This is a genomic window from Pararhizobium sp. LjRoot255, assembly GCF_964252905.1.
In the GTDB taxonomy this organism is placed as follows: domain Bacteria; phylum Pseudomonadota; class Alphaproteobacteria; order Rhizobiales; family Rhizobiaceae; genus Pararhizobium.
In genome coordinates this window covers 2,230,809-2,243,237 of sequence record NZ_CAXUPQ020000001.1, presented here as the reverse complement: position 1 = coordinate 2,243,237, position 12,429 = coordinate 2,230,809, and the positions used below count along the sequence as shown (strand labels likewise).

The window sequence follows — 12,429 nt, the reverse complement described above, 5'->3', positions numbered from 1 at the left end:
AAGCCGCTACCAGCATTGATTAGGTAACCCCATTCCCGTCATCCTCGGGCTTAACCCGAGGATCCATGCGGACACCGACGTGAGCAGCATGACCGACACCGGCCCCTTTGTCCTTTTCCGCGACGACAGCGAAGACAGGACGACCGTCTTCGCCGAGCCTTCGCATGTGATCACGGCGCGGACGAAGGCCGAGTTCTGGCGCGGGCTCGAGGACATGGAAGCCGCGCACAGCGCCGGAAAATGGCTTGCGGGCTTCATGAGCTATGAGGCGGGCCATCTCTTCGAGCAGAAGCTCGCTCCCTTTGCCGAGGAAAACCGCCGCACGCCGCTCATGTCCTTCGGTGTCTTCGACGGACCGGCCGAGGCACATCCGCTTTCCGAGCCCCGGCGCCGCATGGAAAATGAGCCGTTCATCACCGAGCCCCGCGCAAACTGGAACTTTGATGCCTACAGGCAGCGCTTCGACCGCCTGCACCAGCACCTGCGACAGGGCGATTGTTACCAGGCGAACCTCACCATGCCGGTCGCTGCCCGCTGGAACGGCGATCCGCTCGCCGCCTTCTGGTCGCTGATCGAGCGGCAGCCGGTGAAATACGGCGCGCTCGTCTCGCTCGACGGCCCGACCTTGTTGTCGCGCTCGCCGGAACTTTTTTTCAAGGTCGACAAGGAAGGCTGGATCGAGACACACCCGATGAAGGGCACCGCCCGGCGCGGCGCAAGCGCGGCGGAGGATCAGGAAATCATCCGCGAGATGCGTGCCGATCCGAAATCGCAGGCCGAAAACAGGATGATCGTCGATCTGCTGCGCAACGACATCTCCCGCATCACCGAGGTTGGCACGCTCGAAGTCCCGCGCCTTTTCGACATCGAGACCTACCCGACGGTGCACCAAATGGTGAGCCACGTGCGGGCCAAACTGCTGCCGGACGTCGGAATCAGCCGAATTTTCGAAGCGCTGTTCCCGTGCGGTTCGGTCACCGGCGCGCCAAAAATGCGGGCAATGGAAATCCTGCATGATCTGGAAGCCGGCCCGCGCGACGCCTATTGCGGCTCGATCGGCTTCATCGCGCCTGATGGTATCATGCGTTTCAACGTCGCCATCCGCACGCTGTCGCTCTTTCCGGATGGCGAAGCCATCTTCAACGTCGGCGGCGGCATCGTTTTCGATTCGACCGCCGAAGCGGAATATGAGGAATGCCTGCTGAAAGCGCGCTTCGCCGTCGGCGACGCCTGGATCGAGCGATGACGGAGTTTTCGCTGATCGAAACGATGCGATGGGAACCGGGCACCGGCATCGTCCGCCTGCGGTTGCACCTCGCCCGCCTGAAGCGCTCGGCCGGGCGGCTGGGATTTGCCGGGGCAGACAAAGCAGAGGCACGTCTGGCTGAAATACTTGGAGCGGTACCCCCCTCTGTCCCTTCGGGACATCTCCCCCTCAAGGGGGGAGATCAGGCTGGCGCGACCACACCCCAACAACGCACCATCGAGGCAGCCGCAGGTCCAATCTCCCCCCTTGAGGGGGAGATGCCCGACAGGGCAGAGGGGGGTGAAACCGCAAACGCTGCAAAAGCTTCCCTCCGCGTTCGCCTGACGCTCAGTCCCTCCGGCAGGATCGCCGTCACCACCGCGCCGTTCACACCGCTTCCCGAAAACACCATCTGGCGCGTCGCGGTCGCGGCTGCCCGCCTCGATTCGGCCAACAAGCTCCTGCGCCACAAGACCACCCGGCGCGAGATCTACGAGGCGGCGCGGGGCGAATATCCAGCTGCCGCTGCCGACGAAGTCCTGCTGCTCAACGAGAAGGGCGAGCCCTGCGAGGGCACGATCACGTCGCTCTTCCTCGATGATGGTTCGGGCATGTTGAAGACGCCGCCGATATCCTGCGGTCTGCTCGCAGGCGTGCTCAGGACCGAACTGATTTGCGCCCGCCGCGCCCGCGTGCAGCGCCTTTCTCTCGAAGATCTACAAAACGGCACACTTTATGTGGGCAATTCACTCCGTGGGTTGATCAGGGCGGAGCTGGTCTAGGTAAAAAATGGCCCCGCCGGCGCGAAACCGGCGGGGCTTGGCAAAACTGCGAAGATTTCCCGTTATTCCGCAGCCGTCGGGTGCAGCACGCCGCGGCGGATCTGGTCTGCCTCGATCGATTCGAAGAGGGCACGGAAGTTGCCTTCCCCGAACCCTTCATCGCCCTTGCGCTGGATGAATTCGAAGAAGATCGGGCCGATCACCGTCTTCGAGAAGATCTGCAGGAGAATGCGGGTCGTGCCGCCATCCACCACGCCTTCGCCGTCGATCAGGATGCCATGCTGTTTCATCCTCTCGATCGGCTCGTCGTGCCCATGCACGCGTTCATGGGAGAGTTCGTAATAGGTATCCGGCGGGCCCGGCATGAATTTCAGGCCGTTGGCGGCGAGCTTGTCGGTGGCGTCGTAGATGCCTTCCGTTCCGACCGCGATGTGCTGGATGCCTTCGCCCTTGTACTTGCGCAGATATTCCTCGATCTGGCTGGTATCGTCCTTGGATTCGTTCAGTGGAATGCGGATCTTGCCGCAGGGCGAGGTGATCGCCCGGCTTGTCAGACCCGTGATGCGGCCGTCGATGTTGAAGAAGTGGATCTGCTTGAAACCGAAGAGCTCGCGATAGAAGTCCCACCACTTGTCCATGTTGCCGCGATAGACGTTATGGGTCAGGTGATCGAGATAATAGAAGCCGACACCCTCCGGCTTCGGGTCGCGCTCGCCCGACCATTCGAACTCGGCCTCATAGGGCGAGCCCTTCTTGCCGTAGATCTCGATGAAATAAAGCAGCGACCCGCCGATACCGACGATGGCCGGAACGTCGAGTGCCTTGTCCTTGCCTTCATAGGGCGTCGCGCCCTTCGACACGGCGTGCTCGAAAGCGTGCTTGGCATCGACGACGCGCCAAGCCATGGACGGCGCGCAGGGGCCGTGAGCGGCGACGAAGCGCATGGCATGGCTGCCCGGTTCGGCATTGAGCAGATAGTTGATATCGCCCTGGCGCCAGACGGTGATGTCCTTCGTGCGGTGCTTGGCAACGCAGGTGTAGCCCATGCGCGTGAAAAGTTCTCTCAGCTTTTCCGGCTCGGGGTGAGAAAACTCGACAAACTCGAAACCGTCCGTCCCTGCCGGGTTTTCGGCGGTGATGCCGGACGGGGGTGCATCGTGCGGGAAGGGTCCCATGGTTCTCTCCTCTGAACTCCTCGAATGTTGAGGCGATCATGGCGCAAATCCCATGCATTGTGCTTGCATTCTTGCGTGATATAACCAGATCAATGCATGATCTGTGCGAAATTTGACGAAGGTATGCACGAATGGAACAGATGGATGGTTACGACCTGAAGATCCTTGCCGAATTGCAAGGCGACGGCCGGCTGACCAACAACGAACTGTCGGAATTGATCGCCCTGTCGCCGTCTCAATGTTCGCGCCGCCGGTCACGTTTGGAGGCTGACGGCTTCATTCTTGGCTACCGCGCCGTGCTCGATCGCGGCCGGCTTGGGCTCGACCTGATGGTCGTGATCGCCGTCACCCTTGCCACCCATAACCGCGACAATGCCAAGCGTTTCGCAGCCCTGATAGCCGATCTGCCGGAGGTGCTGGAATGCTACGCGCTAACCGGCGAGATGGACTATCACCTCAAGGTCGTGACCTATGATCTGGCCGGGCTATCGCACTTCGTCAACGACGTGCTCCTGCCGCATGACAGCGTGCAACATGTAAAGACCTCGATCGTGCTGGCGACGTTGAAGGACTTTCAGGGGTTGCCGGTCCGCCAGCGCGGTAAATACTGAGCGTGCCTCAGCTGCGCCGTTTCGCCATGGCGTTTTCAACAGCGGCCAGCCCGGATGACAGGGCCTGCAGGCCATCCGTCCCCAGGAGCGTTTCCAACTCCGCCGAATAGTCGCGCGCAAGCCGTGTCAGCTCCCGATAGGCTTTGGTCCCTGCAGCCGTCAGTTCCAGATGTTCGACGCGACGGTCTTCCTCATGCTGCGTCCGCTTCAGCCACCGGCGTTCCTCCAGTGCGAAGACGGCGCGGCTGACCTTCGTCTTGTGCATGGTCGAATGAACGCCGACCTCGGTCGCCGTCATGCGCCCCGAGCTCCCAAGTGCCGCCAGTGTCCGCCACTCCGGCCGCGTCAGGCCATATTCCGCCTTGTAGGCGGCGGCGAAGCGCAAGGCGATGAACTCCGCGGCGCGATTGAGGCGAAACGGCAAGAACTGTTCGAGATCGAAGTCGCCTATGACATTCTTGGGGTCCATGACTTCCTTGATAGTTACAAAATTGACAGTTACATTTGTAACCATATCTGCTGAGGAGGTGCAAGCCATGCTGGAGAAAACCCGAAATACCGCGGTCGATGCCGTGGCGAACAGCCCGCAATACATGCCGGGCTTCGGCAACGACTTCGAGACCGAATCCCTGCCCGAAGCCCTCCCGCAAGGCCAGAACAGTCCGCAGAAATGCAATTACGGGCTTTATGCCGAGCAACTGTCCGGCTCCCCCTTCACGGCACCGCGCGGCACCAACGAGCGCTCGTGGCTCTACCGCATCCGCCCGAGCGTGCGGCACACCCGCCGGTTTTCCAATGCGGGCTATCCCTTCTGGAGATCGGCCCCATGCCTGGACGATCACTCCCTGCCGCTCGGCCAGCTGCGCTGGAGCCCGATCCAGGCGCCAACAGAAAAGCTCAACTTCCTCGCCGGCATCCGCACGATGACGGCCGCGGGCGACGTGATGACCCAGGTCGGCATGGCGGCGCATGTCTACGCCTTCAACGACGACATGGTCGACGACTATTTCTTCAATGCCGATGGCGAACTGCTGGTCGTGCCGCAGCTCGGCGCCATGCGCGTCTTTACCGAAATGGGCATCATCGATGTCGAACCATCCGAGATCTGCCTCATCCCGCGCGGCATGATGTTCAAGGTCTCGCGCCTCGGCGAGGGGCCCGAGTGGCGTGGCTATATCTGCGAGAACTACGGCGCCAAGTTCACGCTGCCGGATCGCGGCCCGATCGGTGCCAATTGCCTCGCCAATCCGCGCGATTTCAAGACGCCGGTTGCCGCTTATGAAGACAAGGAAACGCCGTGCCGCGTGCATGTCAAATGGTGCGGCAAGTTCTACGTCACCGAGATCGGCCATTCGCCGCTCGACGTCGTCGCCTGGCACGGCAATTACGCGCCATTCAAATACGACCTGAGGACCTTCTCGCCGGTCGGCGCCATCCTGTTCGATCATCCCGATCCGTCGATCTTCACCGTGCTGACGGCGCCGACCGAGGAATCGGGCACCGCCAATGTCGATTTCGTCATCTTCCCGCCGCGCTGGCTGGTCGCCGAACACACCTTCCGCCCGCCGTGGTACCACCGCAACATCATGAGCGAGTTCATGGGCCTGATCCATGGTCAATACGATGCCAAGGAAGAAGGCTTCGTGCCGGGTGGCATCAGCCTGCACAACATGATGTTGCCGCACGGCCCGGATGCGATGGGTTTCGAAAAGGCCTCCAATGTCGAGCTGAAACCGATGAAACTCGACCACACCATGGCCTTCATGTTCGAGACCCGCTACCCGCAGCAACTGACACGCTACGCCGCTGAACTTGAGACGCTGCAGGACGACTATCTCGAATGCTGGGACGGGCTGGAGCGCAGGTTCGACGGCACGCCCGGCATCAAGTGACGTCGGGCGCGACAACTGAGGCCAATCGATTACTCGAAAAGCGAGATAGAGAACCATGAAACTTGCAACCCTCAAGGATAGCACCCGGGACGGCCGGCTCGTCGTCGTCTCCCGGGATCTGACCCGCTGCTCCGAGGTCGGCCACATCGCTCGCACCTTGCAGGCTGCGCTGGATGACTGGGAGCATGTGGCGCCACGTCTCGCCGCGGTGGCTGAAGGGCTGGAGGCCGGCGCCCAGCCGTCGATGCGGTTTCATGAACACGACACCGCCTCGCCGCTGCCGCGTGCCTATCAGTGGGCGGACGGCTCGGCCTATGTCAATCACGTCGAACTGGTGCGCAAGGCCCGCAACGCCGAAATGCCGGTGACGTTCTGGACCGACCCGCTGATGTATCAGGGCGGCTCGGACAGCTTTATCGGCCCCCGCGATCCGATTGTCATGGCCGACGAATCCTTCGGCATCGACATGGAGGCTGAGATCGCCGTCATCGTTGACGATGTGCCGATGGGAGCGACGATCGAGGAGGCCCGCGCGGCGATCCGACTGGTGATGCTCGTCAACGACGTCTCCCTGCGCGGGTTGATCCCAGCCGAACTCGCCAAGGGTTTCGGCTTCTTCCAGTCCAAACCATCCTCTGCCTTCTCGCCCGTTGCGGTGACGCCGGATGAACTTGACAGTGCCTGGGACAGCGGCAAGCTGCACCTGCCGCTCCATGTCGATCTCAACGGCAAGCCTTTCGGCCGCGCCAATGCCGGCGTCGACATGACCTTCGATTTCGGCGAACTCATTGCGCACGCGGCCAAGACCCGGCCGCTCTGCGCCGGCACCATCATCGGCTCGGGCACGGTTTCCAACAAGCTCGAAGACGGACCGGGAAAGCCGGTCGCGCAAGGCGGCGCCGGCTATTCCTGCATCGCCGAAATCCGCATGATCGAAACCATCGAAACAGGCGGTCCGATCACGCCGTTCATGCGGTTCGGCGACACCGTTCGTATCGAGATGAAGGACGAGGCAGGACACTCGATCTTCGGGGCGATCGAACAGACCGTGACGAAGTATGAAAGAGATTGAGGTGGCTTTCATGGGCGAAACGGTTCTGTTCGACTACTGGCGCTCATCGGCCAGCTACCGCGTGCGGATCGCGCTCAACATGCTGGCAATCCCCTACCGGTCCGTAGCCGTCGATCTCCTGGCTGGAGAACACAAACAGCAGGAGCATCTCGCCCGCAATCCCCAAGGCCTGGTTCCCGCGCTTGAAATCGATGGGCAAATACTCACGCAGTCGCTGGCGATCATCGAATATCTTTCAGAGACGCGGCCCGGTTCCAGCCTGCTGCCCTCCGATCCAGTGGCCCGCCAGCGCGTCAGGGCGCTGTCCTACGCGATTGCCATGGATATCCATCCGATCTGCAATCTCGGCGTCGTCTTCCATGTCATGCAGCAATCACAAGACCCCGACACGGCGCGATCTGCATGGATGCGCAAATTCATCGGCGAGGGTCTGGGCGCCTTCGAACGGATGCTGGACAACCCCGGAACCGGCGAATTCTGCCACGGCGACCAACCAACGATGGCCGATCTCTGCCTCGTACCGCAAGTCTACAATGCCCGCCGGTGGACCGCCGATCTTTCCGCCTGCCCGCGTACCATGGCGATCGCGGAGAAATGCGAGCGTCTTCCGGCATTTGCGCGCGCGCATCCGGATCAAGTCGCGATCTCGAATGCCAAACCGCGTTAGCGGCCGTTGATCACCACATGCGATTGCCCCGCACGGGGAAAGCTTCAATGTCGGCCGCCCTGCCGGTCTCCAATAATATTTTGAAAAATCATGAAATTTCTGCCATAATCCACGTGTGGCGGCACCATTTACGCGTGTCGCGTTAGGTTCCGACCATAGGAATGCCGGCCCGGCAGGATAGGTCGAACCAATCTCCTTTTCCGCCAGACTACCGGCGAAAGGAGGTGCGTCATGGCACGCAAACTGATCCGCATCCTTACCGGGACCGCACTTATGGCACTTGCGGCGATGGCGCATCCGGCGGCGGCGCAGCAGATGTTTAATTGCGCCGAACATTCCAAGGTCGTCGAATTCCTCGGCTCGCATTATTCCGAGACACTCGTGGCCGTCGGCCTGATCAACGAGGGCGCCATCCTTGAGGTCTATGTCGCCGCAAGCGGCAGCTGGACGATGCTGGTGACCAACGTCAGCGGTCGCAGCTGCGTGGTCTTTGCCGGCCAGAACTGGGAAACGGTCCCGGTTGACCCGGGCGCGAAAACATGATTGCGCAGTAGCGCCTGCGGCATCCTGCGCCACCAGAACGCGCCGAACGCGTAGCGCGTTGTATTGACGCCTCTTTATTCTCCTTCAATCACTCGAGGTCCGTGAAACGGCACAACGCCTGCGAACGGCGTCGCGCGGCCCCCAGCAACTCCTGCTGGCCGCTTCGCGATCTCGCCCGCGCGCGCTTTCCGGCCTCTTTATTGTGACAGAAATCTATGCTCTAGGGCCATTCGAGGCATGACAGGGCGAAATCCGCCCGTTAAACAGTCAAAAGAACCCGTCTCCAGGAGAGAAAGCAAAATGACAGAAACAACCTACCCGGTTTACGGCGAAATCACCGGGCCGATCGTGATGATCGGCTTCGGCTCCATCGGCCGCGGCACCCTGCCCCTGATCGAGCGCCACTTCAAATTCGACAAGAGCCGGATGGTTGTCATCGACCCGCGCGACGACGCAGACCACACCGAAATTATGGCAAAGCACGGCGTCAGGCACATCAAGTCGCATGTCACCAAGGACAACTACAAAGAGCTCCTGAAGCCGCTTCTGACTGAAGGCGGCGGCCAGGGTTTCTGCGTCAATCTTTCCGTCGATACCGGGTCGGTCGACCTGATGAAGCTCTGCCGCAAACTCGACGTCCTCTACATCGACACGGTCGTCGAGCCCTGGCTCGGTTTCTATTTCGACAAAACCATGAGCAATGCCGACCGCACCAACTATGCGCTGCGCGAAACCATGCGCAAGGAAAAGGCGAAGAACTCGGGCGGCGCGACCGCCGTTTCCACCTGCGGCGCCAATCCGGGCATGGTCTCCTGGTTCGTCAAGCAGGCGCTGCTCAACCTCGCCAACGATCTCGACGTGAAGTTCGACGAGCCGGATCAGCATGATCGCGAAGGCTGGGCCAAGCTGATGAAGAAGGTCGGCGTCAAGGGTATCCACATCGCCGAACGCGACACGCAGCTCACCAAGAAACCGAAGCCGCTCAACGTCTTCTGGAACACCTGGTCGGTCGAGGGTTTCATCTCCGAAGGTCTGCAGCCGGCTGAACTCGGCTGGGGCACACACGAAAACTGGATGCCGAAGAACGCCAAAAAGCACAAGAAGGGCTGCCAGGCGGCCATCTATCTCGAGCAGCCGGGCGCCAACACCCGCGTTCGCACCTGGTGCCCGACGCCTGGTCCGCAGTACGGCTTCCTCGTCACCCACAACGAATCCATCTCGATCGCCGACTACTTCACCGTGCGCGGCAAGGATGGCGACGTGACCTACCGTCCGACCTGCCACTATGCCTATCATCCGGCCAACGACGCCGTGCTGTCGCTGCATGAAATGTTCGGCAATGGCGGCAACGCGCAGCCGATCCACCACGTGCTCGACGAAAACGAGCTTGAGGACGGCATCGACGAACTTGGCGTGCTGCTCTACGGCCACGACAAGAACGCCTATTGGTACGGCTCGCGCCTGTCGCTGGAGGAAACCCGCCGCATCGCCCCCTACCAGAACGCGACCGGCCTGCAGGTGACCTCCGCCGTCCTCGCCGGCATGGTCTGGGCACTGGAAAACCCGCAAGCCGGCATCGTCGAAGCCGACGAGATCGATTACAAGCGCTGCCTCGAAGTGCAGATGCCCTATCTCGGACCGGTTGAAGGCCACTACACCGACTGGACCCCGCTCGACGGCCGTCCGGGCCTGTTCCCGGAAGAACTCGACACCAAGGATCCGTGGCAGTTCAAGAACATCCTGTTTCGCTGAACTGTCTGATTAGGCTTTAAAATTCGACGCCCGGGGAACGATCCCCGGGCGTTTTTCGTCGACCTGCGAATAATCCCGCCGTGCTCGTGCCCCACTCTTGCATTCAACTCCTGATCACGGCATGGTTTTTTCAACTGAAAGACAGCTTTCCGCGCAGCAATCCGGGAGACATATATGAAGCCGATCGCCATCCTGACCCTTCTGTCCGCAGCGGCGGCGCTGGCCTCCTGCATGGGCCCGCGCGAAGTGCGCCAAATGCCGCCCGCTCAGATGGCGCCGGCAGGTGTTGAAGGCGCGTGGGCCGATCCGAACGGCATCGTCTCAACCTTCGCGGGCGGCACCTTCACGACACGGACCACCGACACCAATCAGGTCCTGGCCTCCGGCAACTATGTCAATCTCTCGCCCACGTTGGTCGAAATCAACATGACCTCGATGGTCCGCAACACCCAGTCCAAGGTCAACTGCGCCATGGTCAGCCAGACGCAGCTCAACTGCACCACCGATTCCGGCGCCCAGTTCTCGCTTGTCCGCAGGAGCTGAGTGAGGGGGGACAAGACAACAAGCCTCCCTCCGCGGAGGCTTTTTTTGTTTCAACCGCTGGTTTTTAACCCTGCTGGAAAGTGGGCGCAATAAGTTGACTTTTGCCGCTTGATGTCTGCGGCATCTGATGAAACCATCGCGGGCAGCACAATCGTCACGTGGTGATGGCAATCTCAGTCCATTCCTGTGACGGCGCGACAGGACACTTCGTGAGAAACAGGAGACATATATGATAAGACATTTGCGAACCGGGCTGATGACGGCCTCGGTCCTTGCGCTTTCAACCAGTGCCGCCTTCGCCGATTATGAATTGAACATCCTGCACATCAACGATTTCCACTCCCGCATCGAATCGATCAACAAGTTCGATTCCACCTGCACGGCCGAGGAAGAAGGCAAGAACGAATGCTTCGGCGGCGCGGCCCGGCTGCAGGTGGCGATCGACCAGAAGCGCCAGGACTTGACCGGCAAGAATGTGGTGCTTCTGAATGCCGGCGACAACTTCCAGGGTTCGCTGTTCTTCACGACCTACAAGGGTGCGGCCGAAGCCGAATTTCTCAACCTGATGAAGTTCGACGCCATGACCATCGGCAACCATGAATTCGATGAAGGCGAAGACGGGCTGGCGACCTTCCTCGATAAGGTCACTTTCCCGGTTCTCTCCTCCAACGTGCTGGCCGGCTACAAGTCGAAGCTGATCGATCGTATCAAGCCGTCGCTGGTGCTTGATGTCGGCGGCCAGAAGGTCGGCATCGTCGGCGCGGTTGCCAACGACACGGCCGAAATCTCCTCGCCCGGCGACAATGTGCTGATCGGGCTCGACGTCGATACGATCACCACAGCTGTACAGGAATTGAAGAAGCAGGGCGTCGACAAGATCATCGCGCTCACCCATGTCGGCTATCCGCGCGACCTTGCCGTGATCGCAAAAATCCCCGATGTCGACGTGGTTGTCGGCGGCCACTCGCACAGCCTGTTGTCCAACACGGACGAGAAGGCCGAAGGTCCATATCCGACGATGGTCGACAATCCCGGCGGCTACAAGGTACCTGTCGTTCAGGCCGGGTCCTACAGCAAGTATCTCGGCGATCTCGTCGTCACCTTCGATGACAGCGGCGTCGTCAAGTCGGCCAAGGGCGATCCGATCCTGATCGATTCCAAGATCAAGCCGGACGAGACGATCCTTGCCCGCATCAAGGAACTGGCAAAGCCGATCGAGGGACTGAAGACCAAGATCATCGGCAAGACCGACGCGCCGATCGATGGAAGCCGCGAAACCTGCCGCGCCCGCGAATGCGAGATGGGCGACCTCGTGACCGACGCCATGCTTGACCGCGTCAGGGGTCAGGGCGTCACCATCGCCATCACCAACGGTGGCGGCCTCAGAGCCTCGATCGACGCCGGCGACGTCTCGATGGGCGAAGTGATCACCGTCCTGCCGTTCCAGAACACGGTTGCGACATTCCAGTTGAAGGGCGCCGACATCACGGCGGCACTCGAAAACGGCCTGAGCCAGATCGAGGAAGGCGGCGGCCGCTTCCCGCAGGTGGCGGGTATGACGTTTTCCTTCGACAAGTCCGAGCCGGTCGGCAGCCGCGTTTCGAAGGTCGAGGTCAAGGAGGGCGAAGCCTACGCGCCGCTTGATCCGGTCAAGACCTACAATGTCGTCTCCAACAACTACATGCGCAATGGCGGCGACGGCTATAGCGTCTTCAAGACCAAGGCCGAAAACGCCTATGACTACGGCCCGGGCCTCGAGACGGTTCTCGCCGACTACCTCGCGGCGCACAATCCCTACAAACCGATGACCGACGGCCGCATCACCGAAATCGCCGCTGCCACCGAGACCCAGCCCTCGGCGCAGGCAAGCACCGACACGGCCGCAAAGACAGTGACCCCCGACGCGAAGCCGGCCGAGCAGACCAAAACGGAAACCACGACGCCGGAAGCCAAACCTGCGGCAGAAACCGCGGCAGCGGCCGAGACCAAGCACGTCGTCGTCCAGGGCGATACGCTCTGGGATCTGGCCAAGGCCATCTACGGCAATGGCGAACTCTGGAAAACGATCGCCGCGGCCAACGGCAATCCGGTTCCGGAAAAGCTGGAAATCGGCAAGGAACTGCAGATTCCCGCCAAGTAAGACAAT

Annotated in this window: 12 protein-coding genes; 10 read left to right on the top strand and 2 right to left on the bottom strand. The window is 61.1% G+C overall.

Features of this window, described 5'->3' with window-relative positions:
* Positions 1-88 precede the first annotated feature (88 nt).
* Both ACSQ2W_RS10845 and ACSQ2W_RS10840 read left to right on the top strand, forming a co-directional pair.
* Entirely contained in the window at positions 89-1,246 is a 1,158-nt protein-coding gene (locus tag ACSQ2W_RS10845) for an aminodeoxychorismate synthase component I (protein ID WP_436087752.1), read from the top strand.
* Positions 1,243-2,028 (top strand): aminotransferase class IV family protein, encoded by a 786-nt coding sequence (locus ACSQ2W_RS10840; RefSeq protein WP_436086249.1) that lies wholly within the window; start codon positions 1,243-1,245, stop codon positions 2,026-2,028. Before ACSQ2W_RS10845 ends, ACSQ2W_RS10840 begins: the two co-directional genes overlap by 4 nt.
* Before the next feature lie 62 nt (positions 2,029-2,090).
* On the opposite strand, the gene hppD is transcribed toward ACSQ2W_RS10840, so the two are convergent.
* Positions 2,091-3,203: a 4-hydroxyphenylpyruvate dioxygenase gene (gene hppD / locus ACSQ2W_RS10835; protein WP_436086248.1), complete on the bottom strand. Its 1,113-nt coding sequence runs from the start codon at positions 3,201-3,203 to the stop codon at positions 2,091-2,093.
* 131 nt (positions 3,204-3,334) lie between these two features.
* Between hppD and ACSQ2W_RS10830 the strand changes: the two genes are divergently transcribed.
* Positions 3,335-3,814 (top strand): Lrp/AsnC family transcriptional regulator, encoded by a 480-nt coding sequence (locus tag ACSQ2W_RS10830; protein WP_436086247.1) that lies wholly within the window; start codon positions 3,335-3,337, stop codon positions 3,812-3,814.
* Between the two features lie 7 nt (positions 3,815-3,821).
* Here ACSQ2W_RS10830 and ACSQ2W_RS10825 read toward each other — a convergent pair whose 3' ends face one another.
* Positions 3,822-4,283, bottom strand: coding sequence for a MarR family winged helix-turn-helix transcriptional regulator (locus ACSQ2W_RS10825; RefSeq protein WP_436086246.1), 462 nt, complete (start codon positions 4,281-4,283; stop codon positions 3,822-3,824).
* Positions 4,284-4,350: 67 nt separating this feature from the next.
* Here ACSQ2W_RS10825 and hmgA point away from each other — a divergent pair, with 67 nt between their 5' ends.
* The 7 genes from hmgA (at position 4,351) to ACSQ2W_RS10790 (ending at position 12,423) form a co-directional block, all read left to right on the top strand.
* The gene (gene hmgA / locus ACSQ2W_RS10820) at positions 4,351-5,706 is read left to right on the top strand and encodes a homogentisate 1,2-dioxygenase (RefSeq protein WP_436086245.1); all 1,356 of its coding nucleotides are present in this window, start codon (positions 4,351-4,353) and stop codon (positions 5,704-5,706) included.
* A gap of 55 nt (positions 5,707-5,761) precedes the next feature.
* Positions 5,762-6,778: a fumarylacetoacetate hydrolase family protein gene (locus ACSQ2W_RS10815; protein ID WP_436086244.1), complete on the top strand. Its 1,017-nt coding sequence runs from the start codon at positions 5,762-5,764 to the stop codon at positions 6,776-6,778.
* Positions 6,774-7,445 (top strand): maleylacetoacetate isomerase, encoded by a 672-nt coding sequence (gene maiA / locus ACSQ2W_RS10810; RefSeq protein ID WP_436087751.1) that lies wholly within the window; start codon positions 6,774-6,776, stop codon positions 7,443-7,445. Before ACSQ2W_RS10815 ends, maiA begins: the two co-directional genes overlap by 5 nt.
* 231 nt (positions 7,446-7,676) lie before the next feature.
* On the top strand, positions 7,677-7,988 hold the full coding sequence (locus ACSQ2W_RS10805; RefSeq protein WP_436086243.1) for a hypothetical protein: 312 nt from the start codon (positions 7,677-7,679) through the stop codon (positions 7,986-7,988).
* Positions 7,989-8,288: 300 nt separating this feature from the next.
* Positions 8,289-9,740 (top strand): homospermidine synthase, encoded by a 1,452-nt coding sequence (locus ACSQ2W_RS10800; RefSeq protein WP_436086242.1) that lies wholly within the window; start codon positions 8,289-8,291, stop codon positions 9,738-9,740.
* A 174-nt stretch (positions 9,741-9,914) separates the two neighbouring features.
* The gene (omp10, locus tag ACSQ2W_RS10795; RefSeq protein WP_436086241.1) at positions 9,915-10,283 is read left to right on the top strand and encodes an outer membrane lipoprotein Omp10; all 369 of its coding nucleotides are present in this window, start codon (positions 9,915-9,917) and stop codon (positions 10,281-10,283) included.
* A gap of 229 nt (positions 10,284-10,512) precedes the next feature.
* Positions 10,513-12,423 carry a 5'-nucleotidase C-terminal domain-containing protein gene (locus tag ACSQ2W_RS10790; protein WP_436086240.1) on the top strand — a complete coding sequence of 637 codons (1,911 nt, stop codon included), beginning with the start codon at positions 10,513-10,515 and terminating at the stop codon, positions 12,421-12,423.
* Positions 12,424-12,429 lie beyond the last annotated feature (6 nt).

Bases quoted from the DNA above. Each gene is read 5' to 3' on its own strand.
- ACSQ2W_RS10830 (WP_436086247.1), top strand. From the start codon at position 3,335: ATGGAACAGATGGATGGTTACGACCTGAAGATCCTTGCCGAATTGCAA.
- ACSQ2W_RS10815 (WP_436086244.1), top strand. From the start codon at position 5,762: ATGAAACTTGCAACCCTCAAGGATAGCACCCGGGACGGCCGGCTCGTC.
- hmgA (WP_436086245.1), top strand. From the start codon at position 4,351: ATGCTGGAGAAAACCCGAAATACCGCGGTCGATGCCGTGGCGAACAGC.
- ACSQ2W_RS10800 (WP_436086242.1), top strand. From the start codon at position 8,289: ATGACAGAAACAACCTACCCGGTTTACGGCGAAATCACCGGGCCGATC.
- hppD (WP_436086248.1), bottom strand. From the start codon at position 3,203: ATGGGACCCTTCCCGCACGATGCACCCCCGTCCGGCATCACCGCCGAA.
- ACSQ2W_RS10840 (WP_436086249.1), top strand. From the start codon at position 1,243: ATGACGGAGTTTTCGCTGATCGAAACGATGCGATGGGAACCGGGCACC.
- omp10 (WP_436086241.1), top strand. From the start codon at position 9,915: ATGAAGCCGATCGCCATCCTGACCCTTCTGTCCGCAGCGGCGGCGCTG.
- ACSQ2W_RS10805 (WP_436086243.1), top strand. From the start codon at position 7,677: ATGGCACGCAAACTGATCCGCATCCTTACCGGGACCGCACTTATGGCA.
- ACSQ2W_RS10825 (WP_436086246.1), bottom strand. From the start codon at position 4,283: ATGGACCCCAAGAATGTCATAGGCGACTTCGATCTCGAACAGTTCTTG.
- ACSQ2W_RS10790 (WP_436086240.1), top strand. From the start codon at position 10,513: ATGATAAGACATTTGCGAACCGGGCTGATGACGGCCTCGGTCCTTGCG.
- ACSQ2W_RS10845 (WP_436087752.1), top strand. From the start codon at position 89: ATGACCGACACCGGCCCCTTTGTCCTTTTCCGCGACGACAGCGAAGAC.